The following is a 23298-nucleotide window of genomic DNA, read 5'->3' as shown; positions in this document are numbered from 1 at the left end:
TTTGCCGGCTAGGGAAAAGATGTGCATATTTCCCCACAGGAAACGGCCGGATCCTATTAGTTTTGGTATATGAGTTGTATGAACCTTTCGACGTACGGACGATGCTCCTGACGGGAACCATTGACATGTCGCTGCCCCTGCGCAATCCCGTGCTCCAGTACTCGCTGATACTGCTCATCATCCTGTTCGCTCCGCTGCTTCTCAGCCGCCTCAAGATTCCGAGCCTCATCAGCCTTATCATAGCCGGCGCCGTCGTCGGCCCGCACGGTTTCAACCTTATGCTCCGCGACAGCAGCATCGTGCTGTTCGGTACCGTGGGCCTGCTTTACATCATGTTCATGGCGGGCCTTGAAATCGATGTCGTCGATTTCCGCAAAAATACCCGCAACAGCATCTTTTTCGGGCTGTACACCTTTTTCATCGCACTCAGCTTCGGCATTATGGCTGGTGTATGGCTGCTCGGGCTCTCGGTGCTCTCCGCCACCCTGATCGGGAGCATTCTGGCCTCCCACACCCTCATTCTCTACCCGACGGTCAGCCGGATCGGCATTTCCAGGGACCGCGCGGTCAATATCGCCGTCGGCGGAACCATCATCACCGACACCCTGGCCCTGCTTCTCCTTGCCGTCGTGACCGGCATGTCGTCCGGCTCTCTGTCAAGCGCGTTCTGGATCCGGCTGCTCATCTCCCTCAGTTTCTTTTCCCTTGTCGTACTGCTGGCTTTTCCCGTCATTGCACGATGGTTTTTCAAGCGCTTCGATGACAGCGTCCTGCAGTACCTCTTCGTTCTGGCTCTGGTATTCATGGCGGGCTTTCTTGCCCAGGCGGCCGGTGTCGAGCCCATCATCGGCGCCTTTTTCGCGGGGCTGGCCCTGAACCGCCTGATTCCCCATACTTCGCCCCTCATGAACCGCATCCGGTTCGTCGGCAACGCGATTTTCATCCCGTTTTTCCTGATCGGGGTCGGTATGCTCATCAACATCCGGGGCTTTTTCAGTGACTTCCGGAGCATTTGGGTCGCCATCGTCATCATCGTCGCCGCCGCTTCGGCCAAATACCTTTCGGCCTTTCTTACCCAGAAATTCTTCCGTCTGAGCAACGACCAGCGCAACCTCGTTTACGGACTTATCGGCGCGCATGCCGCAGTTGCCCTTGCAACGGTTCTCATAGGCTACGGCATCGTTACCGGGTACGCCGTTGACGGCTCGCCGGTGCGTCTCCTCGACGAAAGTATCCTTGATGGTACCATTGTCTTCATCCTGGTGACATGTACCATCGCTTCCATCGTCGGAGAGAAGGCTGCCGTGAGGGTGGCAGCAGCGGCCGAAGTTGAGGAAAAACCAGTTGAGTCCTCTTCTTCAGCGACCGAAGAGCGGATTCTCATTCCCCTCAGCCGGCCCGACCAGGTCGACGAGCTCATCAATCTCAGCGTTACCCTGAAGTCGCCAAAAAGCCCCGGCAGCCTCTACGCACTCCATGTCGCCGACGACAGCGTCAGTGATGAAGCTGCTGAAAAGAGCGGGCGGAAGATTCTGGAGAAAGCCGCGGTTGCTGCATCCTCAACCGATAACGCTCTGAACCAGCTGCTGCGTTTCGACAGCGACATCACCAACGGCATATCGGGTGTCATCCGTGAGCACAAGATCACCGACCTCATTCTCGGCCTGCACCAGAAGAGAGGCGGGCTCAGCGACAGTTTCCTCGGGGAGGCCTCCGAAACCCTTCTCAAGCGCGGCAATGTCACGACCTATATCTACCGCCCCGTGCAGTCGCTGGACACTATAAAACGCACCATCCTCATCGTGCCGGCGGGTGCGGAGTACGAGGCAGGTTTCAGGCTCTGGATCGGCAAGATCGCAAGCCTCGTCAAAAACACGGGAGTCCGCCTTGTGGTCTATTCAACGCGCCAGACCATTTCCGTACTGAAAGAGGGCTGGGGTTCGGCAGTCTCAAATGCCGAGTACCGGCAGTTCAGGGACTGGAACGACTTCCTCGCATTGTCCGGTGAGGTGAAGATCGACGACAGCCTCATCATTGTGATGAGCCGGAAGCACGGACGCTCCTACCATCCGGGAATGGCAAAAATTCCCACGCATCTCGGCAAGTACTTCCAGAAAAACAGCTTTATCCTGCTCTGGCCCGTCCAGAGCGAGGCCGAAGAGGCGCCGGTTCCTGAAAATGCCCTGCAGAAAGGCCTCGATACCCTTGAGCGCTTCGGCAGGCTCTTTGGCGGGGCGTACCGACGGATCCACCTGCCGGGCGTGGTCACGAAGAAAAAAGAGTGAGGCTGTAGGGGGGGGGCAGGCCGGGCGGCTATTTTTCGGCTTTCCTGCGGCGCCGGCAGGTTTTGCCTGCGGCATCATCCATGCATTTTCCGAACACCTGGAGACTGAAGCTCCCAAGCTGGAATCCCTGCTCGCGGCAGAGCCGCTCAAGCAGGCCTCCAAGTTCAGCGCTTGCGATTTCAACGACGAGTCCGCACTGTTCACAGACCACATGCAGGTGGTTTGCCACGCCGTGCGACTGTTCGTAGTGGGTATGCTTGTGTCCGAGGTCAATTTTGGCCACGAGGTGGACCCGGAACAGGAGGTCGAGGGTATGATAGACGGTTGCACGCGATATGGCGATGCCCCGGTCCTTCATACGCCGGTATATTTCATCGGCATCGAGATGTGTTCCCGAACCGTACACTTCACGAAGAACCGCGATGCGCTCCGTCGTGCAACGCATCCCCTCTGCTTTCATATACGAGCGGAACAGTGTCTCTGCCTGGCGGGTTGCCGCCTTCGGCTGCCGTTTATTGTCGTCGGTGTCTGCCATATGTGGTTAAATATACAAACTAAAAACAAGAATCGCTGAGCCCCGGCCCGGAGGTGCGCGGGGAGGGGATCGGGGAAAATTGCAGGATATTGTTATTTTCCCCTCACACAGCAGCGTACCGCCTCTTCCGGGGCAACTTTACGGACGTTCCGGAGGTTGGTTCAAACACAGAGAGAGCGGAAACGGCGTGTGGATGTTTTTTGCCGCTGTCCCAGTAAAGATTGAATTGTTGCTCCCATGATTCTGCCGATCAATACATACTCCGATGAAGTCCTTCACCAGAAGGCAAAGCCGCTGAAAGGCGTCGACGCTGACATCTCGTCTCTTATCGATTCTATGTTCGAGTCCATGGAAAACGCTTCGGGCATCGGCCTTGCCGCCCCGCAGGTCGGCTGTTCCATCCGGCTTCTCGTGCTGGATGTTTCCTGCATGAAGTCTTATGAGGATGTGCCGCCGATGGTGGTCATCAACCCCAACGTCCTTGCTGTGCGCGGAAAGAACCTGATGGAGGAGGGGTGCCTCAGTGTTCCCGGCGTGCAGGGCGATGTGCTTCGCCCGTCTGAAATTACCCTGAAATACCGGGACCGGAACTTCCAGGAACATACTGAGGAGTTTTCCGGTATGCTTGCCCGGGTACTGCAGCATGAGATAGACCATCTCAACGGCACGCTTTTCGTTGACAGGATGGAGAAGCGGGACCGTCGCCGGATCCAGCAGGAACTCGACGATATCGCTGCCGGGCTGGTTCCTGCCGACTACCCCATAGCCCGGGAGTGTTCCCGGGGCGGGGAGGGTCCGGCCTGCATGTGACTATGCCTGCCGGCCATGACCCGGCCATTGCAACTCATTGAAAAGAAAGCTCTTTGCCATGCGGATACTGTTTATGGGTACCCCCGAATTCGCCGTTCCTTCGCTCAGGGCGGTTGCCGGTGCCGGCCCGGGATTTGAGGTTGTGATGGTCGTTACCGGTCCCGACCGCCCGCGCCGCAGCAGGAATTCGGCGCCGGAACCGACCCCGGTGAAGCAGGCGGCTCTGGAGCTCGGGCTTCGGGTCCTTGAAGTTGAGGACGTGAAGGATCCTGCTTTTGCCTCAACGGTGCAGGAGCTCCGTCCCGATGTGATCGTTGTTGCGGCGTTCCGGATCCTCCCTCCGGCCGTCTACGGGGCAGCTCGCCTCGGCTCGTTCAACCTTCACGCTTCGCTGCTTCCGGCATACCGGGGAGCCGCTCCCATCAACCATGCACTGATGCAGGGGGATAGGGAGAGCGGAGTCACGACTTTTTTCCTCCAGCAGCAGGTCGATACCGGAAACATCATCCTGAAGCGCAGCACCCCGGTCGGGAGCGATGAGAACGCCACCGAACTTGCCCTGAGGCTCTCTTTCATCGGTGCTGAGGCTGTCCTGGCAACCCTCCGCCTGATAGCGGAAGGGCGTGCCGATGTCTCCCTTCAGGATGAATCAATGGCGTCGAAGGCTCCGAAGCTGACGAGGCAGAACACCAGAATCGACTGGAACCGGAGCGCCGCCGATCTCCACAACTTCATCAGAGGCCTCTCCATGCGCCCTGCTGCCTGGACCACCCTTGGGGGAAAAAGCGTGAAGATCTTCCGCTCCGCCGCGGCGCCCCAGATGTCGCCGTCTTCTCCGTGCGCTCCCGGCTCCCTTCTCATCGACGATGGCAGGCTCTATGCCCGCGGCACTGATGGCTGGATCGAACTGCTTCTCCTGCAGCTTGAGGGCAAGCGACCGATGGAGGCACCGGAGTTCGTCCGGGGGTTCCGTCCGGAGGTGACGGAACCGCAGCTTGTTTGAGGGTCCTGCTGATGTCGCAATCACCGTTATTTTGAGTATATTTTGCACCTTGCAATACAACAGAGAATAAACCGTTTTTTATATGGCCCCGTCCAGTCCGGAAGTCAGCCGCATCAGGAACTTCTGCATCATAGCCCACATTGATCATGGCAAGTCCACTCTGGCCGACCGCCTGCTGGAGATGACCCATACCCTTGACCGCACACAGATGGATTCGGCTCAGGTGCTTGATGACATGGACCTCGAACGCGAACGGGGCATTACCATCAAGAGCCATGCCGTGCAGATGAAGTACTGCTCGGTGGCGGGGGATGACTATACCCTCAACCTCATCGATACCCCGGGTCACGTTGATTTCAGCTATGAGGTCTCGCGTTCCCTTGCCGCCTGCGAAGGCGCGCTGCTTGTCGTCGATGCTACCCAGGGCGTCGAGGCGCAGACCATCGCGAACCTGTATCTTGCCATCGAGGCAGGGCTCGAGATCATACCGGTCATCAACAAGATTGATCTTCCCTCGTCCGATGTCGAGGGCGTCGCCCGCCAGATCATTGATCTCATCGGCATCGAGCGTGAGGAGATCCTGCAGGTGTCGGCGAAGGCAGGGCTCGGCGTGGCCGAGCTGATGGAGGCCATCATCGCCCGCGTTCCCGCTCCGGCTGACAACAGGAAGCAGCCCCTCCGCGCTCTCATTTTCGACTCCGTGTTCGATCCTTACCGCGGCGCGGTGGTCTACCTCCGTATTGTTGACGGCGTGCTTCGTCGCGGCGAGAAGGTCCGCTTCTTCGCCAACGACAAGATCTTCCTTGCCGACGAGATCGGTACCATGGCCCTCAAACGTCAGCCCAAAGAGGTGCTTGAGGCGGGTGACGTCGGTTATCTGATATGCTCCATCAAGGATGTGAAGGACGCCAAGGTGGGCGACACGGTTACCCACGCGGAAGTGCCTGCCGAAAAACGGCTTGCGGGTTACAAGGATGTGAAGCCGATGGTGTTCAGCGGCCTTTATCCTGTAAACTCGAATGAGTTTGAGGATCTCAGGGAGTCGCTCGAAAAGCTCTCCCTGAACGACGCTTCGCTCGTCTATACCCCGGAAACCTCCGTAGCTCTCGGCTTCGGGTTCCGCTGCGGATTCCTCGGCCTGCTTCATATGGAGATCATCCAGGAGCGGCTCGAGCGTGAATATGACATGAACATCATCACCACGGTGCCGAATGTGGAGTACCGGGTGATTATGACGAACGGTGAGACTGTCATTGTCGACAACCCGTCGAAAATGCCCGATACAACGCGCATTGCTCATGTGGAGGAGCCTTATGTCAGCATGCAGATCATCACGCTCGCGGACTATATCGGCAACATCATGAAGCTCGGCATGGAGCGCCGGGGCGAGTACCGGAACACCGACTATCTCGACACCCAGCGCGTCAACATGCACTTCGAGTTCCCCCTGGCCGAAATCGTGTTTGATTTCCATGACCGGCTGAAGTCGATCTCGAAAGGCTACGCGTCGATGGATTACGAGTATATCGGGTACCGCGAGTCGGACCTTGTGAAGCTCGATGTCCTGCTCAACGCCGAGCCGGTCGACGCCCTTTCCATCATCGTGCACCGCTCGAAAGCCTACGACTGGGGTCGCAAGCTCTGCGGAAAGCTGAAGGGCATCATTCCGAAGCAGATGTACGAGGTTGCCATCCAGGCGGCCATCGGCAGCCGGATCATTTCTCGCGAAACGATTTCAGCGATGCGCAAGAACGTGCTTGCCAAGTGTTACGGCGGTGACATCAGCCGCAAACGCAAGCTTCTCGAGAAGCAGAAAGAGGGCAAGAAGCGCATGAAGCAGGTCGGACGTGTCGAAGTGCCCCAGGAGGCGTTCCTTGCGATCCTCAACATCGACGAATAAGCCGGAACGATAGATCGAGGGATGAAAAAGAGCGGTATGACGCAGGATCGTCCCGAAAAAAACGTCAAAAAATCGGTGTGTCATTACTCCGCATTTCAGCAATCGTAACCCAATAAGCCACTTGAATACAGCAGAGAACAGCCGCATGAAAAAGCATTCGAGAGAGTGGATGGAAGCGCTCATCATTGCCGCGATATTTGCTTCCCTTCTGCGGGTGTTTGTCGTCGAGTCCTACCGGATCCCTACCGGTTCGATGGAAAAAACCCTCATGGCGGGCGACTTCATTTTCGTGAACAAGTTCATTTACGGAGCCAGGGTACCCTTCACCGATCTCCAGCTTCCCCGTGTCGAGGGCGTGTCACGTGGCGATATCTTTGTGTTCAAGTATCCCCATGACCGTTCACTCAACTACATCAAGCGGTGCGTGGCAACAAGCGGTGACACCCTCGAAATCCGCAACAGACACCTGTATGTCAACGGCAGTGAGGCTGCTCTTCCCCCTGACGGACAGTTCATCGGCATTGAGATGCAGCCTGGAGAGAGCGATTCGATGATTTTCCCGCGATTTTCGGGTTTCAACAAAGACAATTACGGACCGGTCAGAATCCCCGGAAAGGGCGATGTCATTACCCTTAACGAACAGACGCTGCCGATGTACGCCTGGCTGATCTCCGATGAGGGACATTCGGTCGGGATACACAGCGGCACAGTCTTTATTGACGGCGTTCCGGCTTCGTCATACACCATCGGGGACGACTACTATTTCGCCATGGGCGACAACCGCGACAACAGTCTCGACAGCCGTTTCTGGGGGTTTGTCCCATCAAAGGACATCCTCGGGCGCGCACTGCTTGTCTACTGGTCCTGGAATCCCAATCTTTCGCTGCTGACCGATCCGGTTGAGAAACTGGCCTCAATAAGATGGCAGCGGGCGGGGCTCGTCATTCACTGAGCCGGGCCGCCGGAACGTTGGGGCGGGGGAGCGCAGTAGGTGAGAATACTGTCGCAGACCGCTCTCTGTCTTGCCTCACGCATCGGGCCGCTGAAGACCAGCCGGCCGAGATCCGGGCAGGGGAACGCCATGCTGAGGATTGCTTGCGGCCGTGCCTGGCTGTTGCCGTCGGCGGGATGAAGCCCGATACGCTTGAGGGTGATGGAGTTCAGAGAAGGTCCCGCAGTGAGGGAACTCACGGTGAGTTCCATCTGCCGGTTCGTCTGCTGCAGAACCAGTGCCCTGAGGTCGGAAATGAAGGCCGTGTTGAGGTAGATTGCGGCACCAAGATGCAGCAGCAGGTAGGTTGCGCTGAACAGGACACCCGGTGAGAGTGCGAGCGCTTTGAACCAGTGTCTGAGGGCGTGCGGGTTGGGAGGGCGGGAGGCCATGTTCTCTCTCTGTATTCCGGATCCCGGTAATGTTTCAGGACGGTGCCTGCGGTCGTTCTTTCTTATTGTCCAGTTCGATTCAATGATACGAAAATTTTCTCAATCGGGCTCTTTCCAAGGCCCACCGCTCATTCTTTGATCTATGCCAGATACCCGAGGGCGTGCCCCATATTTTCTCAAACCGCTGGTCCGGGAAATCCATGCCGACACCGAAACTCCGGTTTCCGTATACATGAAGCTCCAGGGCCCCAACACCTGTCTGCTTGAGTCGGTCGAGGGCGAAGAGCGGCTTGCACGATTTTCCTATATCGCGCTCGATCCAGTTGCCATCCTTCGCGGTTCCGTCGACGGGCCGGCCGGAGTGGAGGTTCTCGACCAACGTTTCAGCGGCCTGCTGGATGCCGCTGCTCCTGAAACCGGCCTCCGTCAGATGATCGACCGGTGCCTCGATGCGTTCGATACCGAAAGCATTCCGGGGCGGAAGAACGGCTCAGCACAGATGATCACTTCCGGTGTATTCGGCTATTTCGGCTACGATGCGATGCATCTTGTCGAGAGGATCCCGAAAGCGGCGGAACCTGATCCTGCCGGCATGCCGGACGTATGCCTCCTTTTCTGCGACACCCTTGTCGTTTTCGACAACATCATGCGCCGGCTCTTCATCGTTTCCAATCATCTCGACGAAACGGACCGGTCGGCGGCGGAGGGAAAGATCGAAGTGATTGTAGAGCGGATTTTCCGTCCGCTCGAGCGCGATGAGATCGCCTTCAGGCCCGAAAAACCGGAGCCGGTGGTTTCGAACACTGAAAAAGACGAATACCTCCGGAAAGTCGCGGTGGCCAAGGAGCACATCATGGCGGGCGACATCTTCCAGGTACAGGTGTCGCAGCGGCTGCGCCGTCACCTCAACACCCGGCCGTTCGACGTCTACCGGATGCTTCGCACCGTCAACCCCTCACCCTACCTCTATTATTTCGAACTCGACGATTTCCAGATCGTCGGCTCCTCGCCGGAACTGCTGGTGAAGGTGGAGTGTGATGCCTCCGGCCGGAGGATCGTCGATACCCGGCCGATTGCCGGCACCCGCCACCGCGGAGCGACCTACGAGGAGGATGCCCGCATCGCTGAAGAACTTCTCAAAGACGAGAAGGAGTGCGCCGAGCACCTCATGCTGATCGACCTCAGCCGGAACGATATCGGCCGGATTGCCAAGATCGGGACCGTGGAGACCAATGAGAAGATGATCATCGAGAAATACTCCCATGTGATGCATATCGTCAGCAATGTGCGCGGTGAGTTGCAGGACGAACTGGGTACCATGGACGCCTTCTGGTCGTGCTTCCCCGCCGGGACCCTCACCGGCGCCCCGAAAGTCCGCGCAATGGAGATCATCTACGAACTCGAAAAAGAGAAACGCGGTCTGTACGGCGGGGCTGTCGGGTACCTGGATTTCAAGGGGAACCTCACGACCGCCATCGCCATCCGCACCATGGTGGTGCATGATGATACCATCTATTTCCAGGCGGCCGGCGGCATCGTCGCCGACTCGACGCCTGAGTCCGAGTACCAGGAAACCATGAACAAGATGAAGGCGGGTCTCACTGCCGTAGAGCGTCTCGAGTCACCTATGTAACCACTGCAATATCGTACAGATAAACCATAAGACAGTCCCAATGATGAACAGGAAACCGTCTATAATGAAACCCCTGCTGCTGGTTCTTGCGGGGATCGCCATCGGCGCAATGGTCTTCAGCAACCTTGAATTCTCCTTTTCGGGCTTCGGTTCCAGTTCCGGAAAAGAGCTGTCGTTTTCGGGGGGGCCGCGTTATGCTGAAGCGAAAAACACCATTGAGGACTACCCCGTGCAGTCCCTCAAGAGCTTCAACGAGGCCTTTGTGCAGATTGCAGAGTCTGCTACGCCGTCGGTGGTGACTGTTTATACTGAAAAGACCGTCAGCCGACGCATGATCTCACCGTTCGACTTTTTCGGCCATCAGTTCGATGACTTTTTCAGCTTCCCCGGAATGGATCGCAGTGAGGGTCGGAAGCAGATCCAGCATGGAATCGGTTCGGGCGTCATCGTGACGGATGATGGCTACATCCTCACCAACAACCACGTTATCGACGGTGCCGATACGGTCTTTATCCGAACCTCCGACAACCGCCGGCTGGACGCCAGGGTTATCGGCACTGATCCCAAGACCGACCTGGCCGTCATAAAGGTGACAGCCGGGAACCTGAAGCCCATTGCCCTCGGCAACAGCGATCAGCTGCGGGTCGGTGAATGGGTCATCGCCATCGGCAGTCCTCTCGGCGAAAACCTTGCCAGAACCGTCACCCAGGGAATTGTGAGCGCAAAGGGGCGGGCCAATGTCGGGTTGGCCGACTATGAGGACTTCATCCAGACCGATGCGGCCATCAACCCCGGTAACTCCGGCGGACCTCTCGTCAACATCAACGGGGAACTCGTCGGCATCAATACCGCCATCGCCAGCCGGACGGGCGGGTTCGAGGGCATCGGCTTTGCCGTCCCTTCGAACATGGCCAGGAGGGTCATGACCGCCCTCATCACCAACGGTAAGGTGACCCGCGGCTACCTCGGGGTCAGCATACAGGATATCGATGACAACCTCGCCAAAGCGATGCAGCTTGAGCGGGCGGATGGTGCGCTCGTCGGAACAGTTGTCGCTTCGAGCCCTGCGGCCGCGGCGGGAATCGCGACCGGAGATGTGATCACCACCTTCAACGGTGCTCCGGTCAAAGGAAGCGTGGAGCTTCGCAACACCATCGCCGGCCTGGCGCCGGGAACCGAGGTATCCCTCACGTTCCTGCGCGAGGGCCGGAAGCGCACCGTCCGCGTGCGCCTGGGTCAGCAGCCCGCACCCGAACCGGTCGTTACGGGTGCCCCCGGGCAGTCCAACCGTGCTCTCGGGTTCACCGCTGCTCCGCTCACCCCGGAACAGGCCCGCAGGCTCGGCCCCGGGTCGGGCAAGGTCGTCATAACTTCTGTCGAACAGGCCGGCAACGCTTACCGGGCAGGTCTGCGCAAGGGTGACGTGATCCTTGCCGTCAACCGTAAGCCTGTGGAATCGTTCGCTGCATTCGGCACCGCAGTCAGGAGCATCAAAGAGGGAGAACTGCTGTTTCTTCTCGTCGACCGCCAGGGGAACAAGATATATTTTGCCTTCAACCTGTAAGTTTTTTTTGCCTTAAGCGCTTCCGTGTTGTACATTTCCTTAAGTAAAGTCAGCCCCAGAGCAGCTGACTTTACTTTTTTTTGTTTTCCATGCACTGCAGCATGGCCATCGGTTTCTTCCCAACGACAAACAGCCTAGAGATGAGTGAGAGAGTGTACCTGACCAGAGATGGATACAACCGGTTGAAAGAGGAGCTGCAGGTGCTGGTGCAGGAAACCAGAAAAGAGGTCCTCGAAAAGATCGCCGAGGCCCGTTCACACGGGGATTTAAGCGAAAATGCAGAATATGATGCCGCAAGGGAGGAGCAGTCCCAGACCGAGTCCCGCATCGCCGACCTTGAAAACAAGCTGGCATCGGCTACCATCCTTGACCCGAAGCAGATCAAGACCGACAAAGTCTACATCCTCACCTCCGTTGAGCTCCGCAACCTCGACGCTCCTAAGGAAATCATAGAGTACACCCTTGTCTCCTCAGAAGAGGCCGACAGCGACCTCGGAAAGATCTCCGTCCGCTCTCCAGTCGGCAGAGCGCTTATCGGCAAAACAGCCGGTGACAAGGTCACCATCGTCGTTCCGAAGGGCGAACTGCACTATGAAATCCTTAAAATCTTCGTAAAGTAACTGCCCTCAGGCATTTGTAACACGATAGCAATAGGAAATCGACACGGATTTTTGTTAACTGCAACAATCAATTTCAACCACTTCTCTCATGGGCAAGCGTCAAATCATCTATCGTCCGGACCGGATTGCCAACAACCAGGAACTGGTGAACCGTGAAGTCAACCTGGTCACCCGTGAAGCAAGGGTCTGGCACGGTATCCTGACCCTGGTCGGCGCCTCGGAAGTCGAACTGAAGGATGCCCGTTCCGGCCGCCACCGCTTCAGCATCACCGAGATTGAGAAAATCTATTCAGATATCAAAACAGAGTACTAACCACATACAGCTATGCGCAGAAAAATCGTTGTCGGCAACTGGAAAATGAACAAAACGGTCGCAGAGTCGACTGCACTTGCCACGGCGGTCATCGCTGCGCTTGGTGACGGGTGTTCGGCCTGCGAGGCCGGCATTGCCCCGACCTATCCCGCACTTGACGCCGTCGGGCGTGCTTTAGAGGGCAGCGGCATCGCGCTTGTGGCCCAGAACTGTCACTATGAAGACGACGGGGCATACACCGGAGAGGTCTCAACCGGCATGTTGAAGGCAGTCGGCTGCAGCTACGTCATCATCGGCCACTCCGAGCGCCGCCAGTATTTCGGGGAGACGGACGAGACCGTCAATCTCCGCATCAAGAAAGTGCTCGCTTCCGGCATGAAGGTTATCCTCTGCGTCGGCGAAACGCTTGCTGAGCGTGAAGAAGGGGTAACCGGCACCGTGGTTTCACGGCAGGTGACCGAGGGGCTGAAAGGCGTTGCAGACATTACCGATCTCGTGATCGCCTATGAGCCGGTATGGGCCATCGGAACAGGCAAGACCGCTTCTTCCGATCAGGCTCAGGAAGTCCACCGCCTGATCCGTGATACGGTGAAGGGAATGTACGGCGCTGAAGTCTCCGAGGCCGTGCGCATCCAGTACGGTGGAAGCGTCAAGGCTTCAAACGCCGAGGAACTCTTCGCCATGCCGGACATCGACGGCGGACTTATCGGAGGTGCCAGCCTCAACGCTGCTGATTTCGCAGCCATCGTCAAGGCTGGCTGCTGAAGAGCAGTAACGGACAAGTTGAACCCAATAAAAAAAGGCGCATGTGATGCGCCTTTTTTTATTGGGCTTTAGAAGCTCTTTTTTCTTCCTTTTCCCGCTCAATGCAGGGTTTTTGCTTCCTTCGACTTTTTCATCGAGCAGAAGTCGGGCCCGCACATGGTGCAGAAGTCGGGGTCCGCACCAGTATGGCCGGCTGCTTTCAAGCTTTCGGTGTGGAGCTTTCGCGCCTTTTCGGGATCAAGTGAAAGGTTGAACTGGTCTTCCCATGCAAAAGCGTACCGTGCCTGGCTCATAAGTTCATCGTGCAGCCATGCCGCAGGACTTCCCTTGGCAATATCGGCCGCGTGGGCGGCAATCCGGTGCACTACCACTCCTTCGCGCACATCATCCCTGTCCGGAAGGCCGAGGTGCTCCTTCGGTGTGACATAGCAGAGCATCGAGCAGCCATGGAAGGCAATGAGGGTACCGCCGATTGATGAGTTAACATGGTCGTAGCCGGCGGCGATGTCGGTGACAAGCGGGCCGAGGGTATAGAAGGGGGCTTCATGGCAGTACTCAAGCTGTTTCTGCATGTTCTCCTCTATCATGTGGAACGGCACATGGCCGGGCCCTTCAATCATCACCTGCACATCGTGCTGCCAGGCGGCGGTTGTCAGTTCTCCTAGCACTTTGAGTTCTCCGAACTGCGCTTCGTCGTTGGCGTCAGATATGCTGCCGGGACGGAGGGCGTCGCCGAGCGAAACGGCGATGTCATAGGTCTCCAGGATCTCACAGATTTCCTCGAAATGTTCGTAAAGGAAGTTTTCTTTGCCATTGGCCTTGCACCACTTTGCCATGATGGAGCCGCCCCGGGAGACAATTCCCGTCAGGCGCTTTTCGGCAGGCGGCAGGTGGCGGCGGAGGATTCCTGCGTGGATGGTGAAATAGTCGACCCCCTGGAGCGCCTGCTCGATGAGGGTATCGCGATAGAGCTCCCAGGTGAGGGCTTCGGCGATTCCGCCTACTTTTTCAAGTGCCTGATAGATCGGTACGGTGCCGATGGGGACGGGGGAGTTTCGAAGAATCCACTCTCTTGTGGTGTGGATGTTTTTTCCGGTGCTGAGGTCCATCACGGTATCGGCGCCCCAGCGGCAGGCCCAAACCGACTTTTCGACCTCTTCGGCAATGGAGGAACTGAGTGCGGAGTTGCCTATGTTGGCGTTGATCTTTACCCTGAAGTTCCGGCCGATGATCATCGGCTCAAGTTCGGGGTGGTTGATGTTGGCGGGTATGATGGCCCTTCCCCGGGCGATCTCGCTCCGGACGAATTCCGGTGTGACGGGTGTGGCGTGGACGGCTCCGCGGCCGTGGGATAGCGTCCACTCTTCAAGCCTCTGGTTTTCCCGTATGGCCACATACTCCATTTCAGGTGTGATGACCCCTTTTTTTGCAAAGTGCATCTGCGTAATGCCTGAGCCTTCTTTGGCTTTTCTGGGTATGCGTGTCGTCATGGAGCCTTCGGGCGCGGTTGCGGCGGCTCTGTCGGATTCCCGTGCAATGAATCCCCAGCCATCCCTTACGGGGGGGATACCCTTTTCAGGATCGAAGGTGACTGATGGATCAGAATAGGGCCCGCTGGTATCGTAGATGGGGAAGCTGGTGAACTCTTGTCCGCCGGAAAGGTATGGTCTTGATAGGGTGATTTCACGCATGCCGACCCGCAGGGGCCAGAGGGTGCCGTCGACATGGATTTTTCTGGACGAGTTCCCGTACAGGCGGTGTTCGGGGCAGTGCGGATCCTGATTGGAGTGGGCCATGGCTGGTCGTTATGGCTGCAGGCGGTGCGCTAAAGCGGTGAAGCGGGAGCGGGCGGGGGGGAGAAACGGCTCTGGAATCCTGCTTCATCTTTCCTTGCGTCAGCATTACCTGCATCAAGTTACAAGGGTTTGATCTCAGCTGCCCTTAAAGCAGCACCCCCAAGATGAGTATCTTCGCCTCACAATACTTAAATTCACCCTGAATTGCAAATCCGCAAGGGTGCGGGTAGAGAGAGAGCCCCCGCGCGAGCACATTACATTCAAGGACAGCCCATGAACGGAAAGCCTGAAGACGGAAAGCCTGAAGACGGAAAGCCTGAAGGCGTCACGGCAACAGAGCGGCTCAGCGGAGTTGTTGAAACGGTCCGGTTCTTCAACCCTGAATCAGGCTTCTCGGTGCTTCGCATCGCCAATGATGAAGAGGATCCGTTGGTGACCGTGGTCGGCTGCATTGCGTCCGTTTCTCCGGGCCAGCACGTCGAAGCGCTCGGCCGGTGGCAGGACGACAGGAACTGGGGCCGGCAGTTCAAGGCCGAAAGCCTGTCGGTGATTGCCCCCGAGAGCCGGGAGGGGATGGAGCGATATCTTGCTTCCGGCATGCTTAAAGGGGTGGGGCCCCACCTGGCCTCCCTCATGATGAGCGCCTGGGGAACGGATGTATTCCAGATAATCGAAACCGATCCGGAACGGCTTCGCGACATTCCGGGTATCGGGCCGAAAAAACAGGCACTCATCGTGGAGTCGTGGCGCGAGCATCAGGCGGTGCGTGAGATCATGATGTTTCTCCAGTCGCACGGCGTTGGTACGACGAGGGCGTTGAAAATCTATAAGGTCTACGGCGCTGACTCCATTGGCGCCATCAACCGTGATCCCTACCGGCTCAGCCGAGATATTGCGGGCATCGGGTTCAGGACGGCCGATGCCATTGCCCAAAGCATCGGTATTGCAGCGGATTCACCGCTGCGCGCACGGGCCGGGATGAGCTGGGTGCTGCAGGAACTTTCTTCCAAGGGTCACTGCAGGGTTCCCGAACCGATGCTTCTCGATGCTGCGCGTCAGCTGCTGCAGATACCCGACAGCGTCCTTGAGGAGGCTCTCCAGGTTGAATGTGCCGCGGGGCGCATTGTAGCCGTCCTGGAGGGAGAGGAGCGGTACTGTTATCTGGAGTACCTCTGGAAGGCAGAGCAGGGCGTGGTCGAGGGCATCCGGCGGATTGCCGGAGGGAAGCTTCCCTGGGGCAGGCTGGACGTAGAACGTTCGGTCACTGAGGCTGAAGAGCGTTCACGCCTGGAACTCTCTGTGTCGCAGCGGGAAGCCGTGCGGCTGGCGCTTTCCAACAAGCTGCTCATCATTACCGGCGGCCCCGGTGTCGGCAAGACCACCATCATCCGTACCCTGCTTTCCATTCCGGAGGTGTTCGGCCTCAAGGTGCTGCTTACCGCACCAACCGGCAGGGCGGCCAAGCGCCTTTCCGAGGCGACCGGCCGGGAGGGTCGAACTATCCACCGCCTTCTGGAATTCGACCCGGCAACGTTCGATTTCAAGCGCTCTGCACACAATCCGCTCGAGGCGGATCTGGTGATTGTCGATGAAGCCTCCATGATCGACGTGGTATTGATGAACCGGCTGCTTCCGGCCATACCGAAGAACGCCGCCCTCATCCTTGCCGGCGACGTGGACCAGCTTCCGCCTGTCGGCCCGGGTGCCGTGCTCAGTGACCTCATCAGTTCCGGAACGGTACGGGTGGTGCGCCTTACAGAGATTTTCCGCCAGGCGGCAACTTCGCTCATCATCCAGAACGCTCACCGTGTCAACCGGGGGGAGGGGCTCCTTCGTCATGAGGGCCCGGGGCTCGGTGACTTTTATTTCGTGGAGTCCTCGAGTTCCGACGACATCCGGAGAAAACTGGTGCAGATTGTCGCGGAACGGATCCCTGAGCGCTTCGGGCTCGACCCGCTGGATGACATTCAGGTACTGACCCCCATGAACCGGGGACCTCTCGGTGCAGAGTCGCTGAATGTCCTCCTTCAGGAGCGGCTGAACGGCGGAGGCGGGAAGCGGATCGAGCGGTTCGGGGTCGCCTACGGCAGGGGGGACAAGGTGATCCAGACCGTGAACAATTACGAAAAAGAGGTCTTCAACGGCGATATCGGAATCATTTCGGCCATCGACCACGAAGAGGGAGAGCTTCAGGTGCTTTTTGACGGCCGCGAAGTGCGCTACCAGACGGGTGAACTTGATGAAATGGCTCCTGCGTGGGCCATCACCATCCATAAAAGCCAGGGATCGGAATACCCAGCGGTGGTCATCCCGCTCTCGATGCTGCACTACCCGATGCTGGAGCGCAACCTCATCTACACGGCGCTCACCAGAGGGCGGAAGCTGGTCATGGTCATTGGGGAGGAAAAGGCCCTCCGCCTTGCGGTGGGGAAGTGCAGTTCGAAAGGTCGCCTCACCGGCCTCGCCGATGCCCTCAAGGGGCATGTGCACTGATTGATACTCCTTTTTGTTATATTTCCCGCCGTGCACCGGCCCGAAGTCCGCCCGTTTCCCTAACATTCTTTTCTGCTGCAATGCGCATTTTCAATCTGGTCCGCCTCGCACTTTTCCAGATGGGTTTCGGCATCATGCTGGGTTTTCTGCACGATACCCTCAACCGGGTGATGGTCAAGGAGCTCGGCATTGCCTCCACTATCGTGTTCGGGCTCATCAGCCTCAAGGAGCTGCTGGCCGTGTTCGGCGTGAAGGTATGGGCCGGTAGCCTGTCCGACCGTTCACAGATTCTCGGCTACCGCCGTTCGCCCTACATTCTTCTCGGGCTCGTGAGCTGTGTCGTGGCCTTCATGTATGCACCCGTGGCGGCTTACCACGTGCAGGTCCGCGGAACGGATTTCGCCACCCTCTTTCCGGCTGTCCTGTTTGATATCGGTCTCTGGCAGCTCATGGTGGTGTTCCTCCTTTTCGGTTTCGGTCTTCAGGTTGCAACCACCGCCTATTACGCACTCATCGCCGATTATGTAGGTGACAAGCACATCGGCAAGGTCACCTCTTCGAGCTGGACCCTCATGGTGCTCACCACGATCATTTCTGCCCGTGTCGTCGGCACCTATCTTGATGTCTATACGCCGGAACGGCTTATCAACGTGGGCATTGCCGGCGGCCTTGTTGCACTGGTCCTCGGCCTTATTGCCTTTGTGGGTGTCGAGGAGCGAAACGCCGTCGGGAAGAAAGGCCACGCGGAGGAGTCGCTCGGCTTTGTTCAGTCGATCCGCCTTCTCTCGCAGTCGCCGAAAACGATGTTTTTCGCGTTCTATATCTTCCTTTCCATCTTTGCTCTCTTTTCCAACGAGATCGTCATGGAGCCTTTCGGTGCCGATGTTTTCGGTATGCCGGTCGGAGTGACAACCAAACTGTTCCGTCCCACCATGGGCGGCATGCAGCTGGTCTTCATGCTGATCACGGGCTTCCTCCTGAACCGCATCGGCAATAAGAACGGGGCCCTCATCGGCAACTTGTTCTGCATGGCGGGTTTTTCCATCATCATCTTCTCCGGCTTTGCCCGGGATGAGTCACTGCTCCGCATCGGCCTGGTGGTCACCGGTATCGGCCTCGGCGCGTCAAGCGTGTCGAACATCACCATGATGATGACCATGACGGCGGGACGCAGCGGTGTCTACATCGGTCTCTGGGGGACGGCACAGAGCCTTGCAATGTTCCTCGGTCATTTCGGCGCGGGCGTCATCCGCGATGTGGTGCACGCCTTCAGTGGAAGCTACATGATGGCCTACAGTGCGATTTTCGGACTTGAAATCCTTGCTTTCGGTCTGGCAAGCCTGCTGTTGCCGAGGATTTCAAAGGAGGAGTTTGAAGAGGAGAGCCGGGTGAAGTTTTCTGAGGTGCTCAAAAACAGCGGCATCGACTAGCCCTCCTTAACCCTGCAACCAGCAGCCTAACGCCCATGAAGCATGTGTTCGGACCGGTATCCTCAAAGCGCCTCGGCCAGTCGCTTGGCGTCGACCTTCTGCCTCCTAAGAGCTGTACCTGGAACTGTATCTACTGCCAGCTCGGTCGTACAAGGGCGTACACGCTGGAGAGGAAGGAGTTCTACCCGCCTGAAGACATCCTGCTTGAAATACAGGAGGCGCTTCACTCCGGAGCGCGGATCGATTGGATCACCTTCGTCGGTTCAGGGGAGACCATGCTCTACCAGGGCATCGGTCGCCTTATTGACGAAGTAAAAAAGATGACGGATATTCCCGTGGCGGTGATCACCAACGGCTCGCTGTTCTCTTTACCCGAAGTCCGCAGCGAACTGCTGCATGCCGATGCTGTCCTGCCCTCGCTCAATGCCGGGTCGGAGGAACTGCACCAAAGAATCAGCCGTCCGGCTCCGGGGTTTACTTTTTCGCTTCATCTCGAAGGGCTTCGCCAGTTCCGCAGGGAGTACAGCGGCCGTCTCTGGGTGGAGGTCATGCTGCTCGGCGGGGTGAACGACAGCGATGAGGCCCTGCAGGATATCGCCTCTGCGCTCAGGAGCATCAATCCCGACATGGTGCATCTCGTCATTCCTACCCGGCCATCGACCGAGAAGGACGTTCTTCTGCCGGACGAAGAGCGTATAGAGCGTGCAGCCGCCATCCTTGCTGAGGTCGCACCGCTGGTCCATCCGGTGAAAGGCTCTATGGACCTCACCCGATCCGCTGACCTTCTGGAAGCTGTGACGGCCATCACCCTTCGCCATCCCGTCCAGCAGCGAGAACTTCTCTCGGCCCTTGAAGCCTGTTTTCCCGACCTGCCGGACAAAGCCGCCGAAACCCTCAGTGCAATGTTCGCCACCGGGAGGTTCAGCCTCATCGAGCAGGGAGGAGAGCCTTACTGGACGAAAAGAGAGGCATGATACGCCGCTACGTTCCTTTTCAGCGGTAGATGTCGCGCTGAGTTGCTTCGTCTTTCCTTCTGACTCCTATCCCGCATTCTTTCTTTGCCGAAGAGCGGCGTATAGAGACGGAATTTGTTATTATTGTGATATGTACAGCATTATTTCCCGTCCGTATTTCCCGTTCGTTCATGTTCCTCCGGAGGGGGTCATGTCCACCCGCACGGTATGAATAGGCCTTCTCTTGATGAAGCAGTGGTGTAATACAGAAGGTAGCATACATGCATGAAATGAGTATTGCGATGTCTATTGTCGACGCCGTTGATGCAAAGGCGAGGGCGGAGGGCGCTGTTCGTATTTCGTTGATTGAACTGAAGATTGGAAAACTTGCCGGCATTCTGCCTGAGGCTTTGCGGTTCTGTTTTTCAGCAGCTGCGACAGGGAGTCTTGCCGGGCAGGCACAACTGGTGATTGATGAGCCTGATGGACGTGGCAGGTGTAGTGATTGCGGACATGAATTTTCTGTTGACTTCTATTACGCCCGCTGTCCTGAGTGTGGCTCTCTTCGCATTGTGATAGTGTCGGGCGAAGAGTTTCTGATTCAATCCATCATTATTGACGAAGAGGGGGAATAAGAACATGTGCGATACCTGCGGTTGTTCAACAGAGGGCGAAGCTGTACTTCGCATGCCGGGTAAGACCGGGGGACATATCCATATGGACCTGAAGAGTCACAGTCATGAGCATGCCTCCGGCGACCATCCGCATGACCATAACCACGACCATCCCGGCAGCAGGAAGGTTCTTCTTGAGCAGGATGTGCTGCAGCAGAATAACCTGCTTGCCGAGCGGAACCGGGGCTTTTTTGAGGCGCGGAACATTTTTGCTCTCAATTTCCTGAGCTCTCCGGGTTCGGGGAAGACCTCACTGCTTGAAGCACTCATTCCGGCGCTTCAGGCCAGCACTCCTGTTGCTGTCATAGAAGGTGATCAGCAGACTACCAATGATGCCGACCGTATCCATGCCCTTGGCGTGCCGGTCATCCAGATCAATACCGGTTCGGGGTGCCACCTTGACGCCATGATGGTCAACCGGGCCATCAGGGAACTTCCGCTTCCCGATGGAACCCTGCTTTGTATCGAGAATGTCGGCAATCTTGTCTGTCCGGCAATGTTCGATCTTGGCGAGGCATTGAAGGTCGTAATCATCAGTGTTACGGAAGGTGACGACAAGCCGCTGAAATATCCCAATATGTTCCATGAGTCGGATGTCTGCATCCTGAACAAGACGGACCTGCTTCCTTATGTCGAGTTTGATGCACTCAAATGCCGACAGAACGCCATGCAGGTCAACCACCATCTGCAGTGGTTCGAGGTATCGGCGAAAACCGGAGCGGGTATGGCTCCACTGCAGGAGTGGATTGAACATAAACTGAAAGATCACTGAGCTTCAGCGATTACAGCCCCGAGGAACGGAAGCGCATTCTGGTCAATGGGATCGTCCAGGGGGTAGGGTTTCGTCCGTTTGTCTATCGTCTGGCCAACAGCCATGCCCTTAAAGGCTTCATCCGCAACACCCCTTCCGGCGTGCTGATTGAGGTTCAGGGCCCGCTTTCCCGCCTTCTACTTTTCTCTGATGCCCTGCTGGATGATGCTCCGCCGCTCTCCAGGATTGCATCCATGCAGGAGAGCTCAATCCCTCTTGAGAGGGAAGATGGATTTGTGATAGGGTGTTCTGCTGCAGCTGATGAAGTCGAAACACTCATTCCTCCTGATATCGCCCTCTGCTCCGACTGCCGCCGTGAACTTCTTGATCCCGGGGACCGCCGTTTCCGTTACCCCTTTATCAACTGCACCAACTGCGGCCCCCGATACACCATTGTCGATCGCCTCCCCTACGATCGCCCCTGGACATCGATGCAGGGCTTTACTATGTGCCCAGAGTGTGAACGGGAGTACAGCGATCCATTGAACAGGCGATTTCATGCACAGCCGAACGCCTGCAGCACATGCGGCCCCGTCCTCTCTCTTCTTGATGCCTACGGGGATCCTCTTTCTGTTGATCCGCATCCCGATCCAGCCGCTCTTGCCGCATCCCGCCTTCGCGACGGCGCGGTTGTGGCAATCAAGAGTCTTGGGGGGTTCCATCTGTCGGTCGATGCCCTCAACGATTCAGCTGTAAAGCGGCTGAGGGATGGCAAGGGACGGGAGGCGAAACCCTTTGCCGTCATGATGCCCAGTACTGCCACCGTACTGCACTACTGTGACGCTTGCGAGGCGGAGCTTATTGCACTGCAATCCGCCGAGGCACCGATCGTCCTTTTGAAAAAGAGGGCGGGAAGCCACCTCGCAGATAGCGTAGCTCCTGGCAATGACAGGCTGGGGGTCATGCTGCCCTATACCCCGCTGCATAAGCTTCTTTTTGAGCAGGGTCCTGAAGTTCTCGTGATGACCAGCGCCAATGTCAGTGAGGAGCCTATCGTCAGCGACAATGATGAAGCCCTGCATTGCCTGAAAGGGATGGCGGATCTGTTCCTCATGCATAACCGGCCGATTCTGACGAAATGCGATGACTCCGTTACCATCCACCTGTCGGGAACGTTGCGGCAGATAAGGAGGAGTCGGGGATATGTCCCGGCTCCGATTTCCATCAGCAACGATGGGCCGGTCGTTTTCGGGACGGGTGGCGAGCTGAAAAACACCGTTGCCCTTCTCAAGGGATCGCAGGCATTGGTGAGCCAGCATATCGGTAATGTGCAAAACTATGGGGCATATCTTCATTTTGAGCAGACTGCCTCCCATTTGCAGCATCTTTTCCAGGCGGTGCCCGAACTGATCGTACATGACATGCATCCTTCCTACATGAGCACGCAGTGGGCCATGAGGCAGGATGTGCCGATTCTCGGCGTGCAGCATCATCATGCCCACCTTGCGTCGTGTCTCGCTGAAAACATGGAGGATGGTCCTGCCATCGGGCTGCTGCTTGACGGGACCGGCTATGGGACCGACGGTGCGGTGTGGGGTGGCGAGGTGCTGATCGGTGACGCTCAGGGCGCCGTTCGTTTTGCCTCTCTGGAGCCGATGCCCCTGCCCGGTGGCGAGACTGCCATCAAACAGCCATGGCGTGCCGGCATCGGCTACCTCTTCCGTAGCTGCCCCGTCCTGCCGGAGCTGCCGTTTATGCAGGGACGGGAGGTTTTTCAGGTGCTTGAACTGTTGCAGAAGGGGGTAGGCAGTTATGAAACATCCAGCTGCGGCAGGCTTTTTGACGCCGTTGCCGCTATTGCCGGCCTATGCGGAACTATTAGCTTTGAGGGCGAAGCTGCCATTGCATTGACGGAAGCCGCGGGAGGGGAGACCGGCAAGAAGGCATTCCGGTTCGGCCTGGAGGAGCATCATGGTCGATGGCTGATGCTTGTTTCTCCCATCATTCAGGATGTTGCTGCCGCAGTGCGGCAGAGCTGTCCATCCCGGGAGATCAGCCGCCGTTTTCACCGTACCCTCATTGACTGCTTCAAGGCTACCATAGCTGAAGCCAGCAGGGCGAGCGCCATTAGGACTGTTGCCCTGAGCGGCGGCGTATGGCAGAACCCGCTGCTTTTTGAAACACTCTCCCTTGAACTTGAAGCGGCAGGATACCGGGTCCTGACCCATTCGCGGCTGCCTGCAAACGATGGCGGCATATCTCTCGGCCAGGCGATCATCGGGCGCCGTTATCTTGCAGGTCACTATGAGGGTGTCGGTTAGGCACGGCTCTTTTTTCTCGCTATATTTATTTTCATTCATGTCCGCAGCCGCAGCAGTGGTGAACCGTAT

General features: G+C 57.4%; 19 protein-coding genes and 1 riboswitch. Of the genes, 16 read left to right on the top strand and 3 right to left on the bottom strand.

Features of this window, described 5'->3' with window-relative positions; all coding sequences use genetic code 11:
- The first annotated feature begins 101 nt into the window (after positions 1–101).
- Positions 102–2285: a cation:proton antiporter gene (locus tag PLUT_RS07640; RefSeq protein WP_011358206.1), complete on the top strand. Its 2184-nt coding sequence runs from the start codon at positions 102–104 to the stop codon at positions 2283–2285.
- Between the two features lie 28 nt (positions 2286–2313).
- Here PLUT_RS07640 and PLUT_RS07635 read toward each other — a convergent pair whose 3' ends face one another.
- On the bottom strand, positions 2314–2820 hold the full coding sequence (locus PLUT_RS07635) for a Fur family transcriptional regulator (protein ID WP_011358205.1): 507 nt from the start codon (positions 2818–2820) through the stop codon (positions 2314–2316).
- Positions 2821–3057: 237 nt separating this feature from the next.
- On the opposite strand from PLUT_RS07635, the gene def reads away from it, so the two are divergent.
- The 4 genes from def (at position 3058) to lepB (ending at position 7485) form a co-directional block, all read left to right on the top strand.
- Positions 3058–3630, top strand: coding sequence for a peptide deformylase (gene def, locus PLUT_RS07630; RefSeq protein WP_011358204.1), 573 nt, complete (start codon positions 3058–3060; stop codon positions 3628–3630).
- 58 nt (positions 3631–3688) lie between these two features.
- Entirely contained in the window at positions 3689–4633 is a 945-nt protein-coding gene (fmt, locus tag PLUT_RS07625; protein ID WP_011358203.1) for a methionyl-tRNA formyltransferase, read from the top strand.
- Between the two features lie 82 nt (positions 4634–4715).
- On the top strand, positions 4716–6533 hold the full coding sequence (gene lepA, locus PLUT_RS07620) for a translation elongation factor 4 (protein WP_011358202.1): 1818 nt from the start codon (positions 4716–4718) through the stop codon (positions 6531–6533).
- Between the two features lie 145 nt (positions 6534–6678).
- Entirely contained in the window at positions 6679–7485 is an 807-nt protein-coding gene (gene lepB / locus PLUT_RS07615; protein WP_011358201.1) for a signal peptidase I, read from the top strand.
- On the opposite strand, the gene PLUT_RS07610 is transcribed toward lepB, so the two are convergent.
- The gene (locus PLUT_RS07610) at positions 7479–7916 is read right to left on the bottom strand and encodes a hypothetical protein (RefSeq protein WP_011358200.1); all 438 of its coding nucleotides are present in this window, start codon (positions 7914–7916) and stop codon (positions 7479–7481) included. The two genes, lepB and PLUT_RS07610, sit on opposite strands and share 7 nt — an antisense overlap.
- Before the next feature lie 142 nt (positions 7917–8058).
- Between PLUT_RS07610 and trpE the strand changes: the two genes are divergently transcribed.
- The 5 genes from trpE to tpiA all read left to right on the top strand — a co-directional run bounded on the left by trpE (position 8059) and on the right by tpiA (position 12811).
- Entirely contained in the window at positions 8059–9549 is a 1491-nt protein-coding gene (gene trpE / locus PLUT_RS07605) for an anthranilate synthase component I (RefSeq protein ID WP_011358199.1), read from the top strand.
- Between the two features lie 64 nt (positions 9550–9613).
- A complete protein-coding gene (locus tag PLUT_RS07600; protein ID WP_011358198.1) occupies positions 9614–11113 on the top strand; it encodes a DegQ family serine endoprotease in 1500 nt (499 codons plus the stop codon).
- Positions 11114–11253: 140 nt separating this feature from the next.
- On the top strand, positions 11254–11733 hold the full coding sequence (gene greA / locus PLUT_RS07595; RefSeq protein ID WP_041464157.1) for a transcription elongation factor GreA: 480 nt from the start codon (positions 11254–11256) through the stop codon (positions 11731–11733).
- A gap of 88 nt (positions 11734–11821) precedes the next feature.
- A complete protein-coding gene (locus tag PLUT_RS07590) occupies positions 11822–12046 on the top strand; it encodes a hypothetical protein (RefSeq protein ID WP_011358196.1) in 225 nt (74 codons plus the stop codon).
- A gap of 12 nt (positions 12047–12058) precedes the next feature.
- A complete protein-coding gene (tpiA, locus tag PLUT_RS07585; RefSeq protein ID WP_011358195.1) occupies positions 12059–12811 on the top strand; it encodes a triose-phosphate isomerase in 753 nt (250 codons plus the stop codon).
- A 98-nt stretch (positions 12812–12909) separates the two neighbouring features.
- Here the strand turns inward: tpiA and thiC are convergent, their stop codons facing one another.
- Positions 12910–14607, bottom strand: a complete 1698-nt coding sequence (thiC, locus tag PLUT_RS07580; RefSeq protein WP_011358194.1) for a phosphomethylpyrimidine synthase ThiC — start codon at positions 14605–14607, stop codon at positions 12910–12912.
- Between the two features lie 74 nt (positions 14608–14681).
- Positions 14682–14778, bottom strand: a riboswitch (TPP riboswitch).
- Between the two features lie 102 nt (positions 14779–14880).
- Here thiC and PLUT_RS07575 point away from each other — a divergent pair.
- The 6 genes from PLUT_RS07575 to hypF all read left to right on the top strand — a co-directional run bounded on the left by PLUT_RS07575 (position 14881) and on the right by hypF (position 23229).
- Positions 14881–17100, top strand: a complete 2220-nt coding sequence (locus tag PLUT_RS07575; RefSeq protein WP_011358193.1) for an SF1B family DNA helicase RecD2 — start codon at positions 14881–14883, stop codon at positions 17098–17100.
- 80 nt (positions 17101–17180) lie between these two features.
- The gene (locus PLUT_RS07570; protein WP_011358192.1) at positions 17181–18530 is read left to right on the top strand and encodes a BCD family MFS transporter; all 1350 of its coding nucleotides are present in this window, start codon (positions 17181–17183) and stop codon (positions 18528–18530) included.
- A gap of 35 nt (positions 18531–18565) precedes the next feature.
- Complete coding sequence (locus PLUT_RS07565) at positions 18566–19504, top strand: radical SAM protein (RefSeq protein ID WP_011358191.1); 939 nt, start codon at positions 18566–18568, stop codon at positions 19502–19504.
- Positions 19505–19764: 260 nt separating this feature from the next.
- Positions 19765–20118, top strand: a complete 354-nt coding sequence (hypA, locus tag PLUT_RS07560) for a hydrogenase maturation nickel metallochaperone HypA (RefSeq protein WP_011358190.1) — start codon at positions 19765–19767, stop codon at positions 20116–20118.
- A gap of 4 nt (positions 20119–20122) precedes the next feature.
- Positions 20123–20929, top strand: coding sequence for a hydrogenase nickel incorporation protein HypB (gene hypB / locus PLUT_RS07555; protein WP_011358189.1), 807 nt, complete (start codon positions 20123–20125; stop codon positions 20927–20929).
- Positions 20926–23229 (top strand): carbamoyltransferase HypF, encoded by a 2304-nt coding sequence (gene hypF, locus PLUT_RS07550; RefSeq protein WP_041463865.1) that lies wholly within the window; start codon positions 20926–20928, stop codon positions 23227–23229. Before hypB ends, hypF begins: the two co-directional genes overlap by 4 nt.
- Positions 23230–23298: the final 69 nt, after the last annotated feature.

The sequence above is a fragment of the Pelodictyon luteolum DSM 273 genome, from assembly GCF_000012485.1.
In the GTDB taxonomy this organism is placed as follows: Bacteria; Bacteroidota; Chlorobiia; order Chlorobiales; family Chlorobiaceae; genus Chlorobium; species Chlorobium luteolum.
This window is presented reverse-complemented; position numbering and strand designations above follow the sequence as displayed.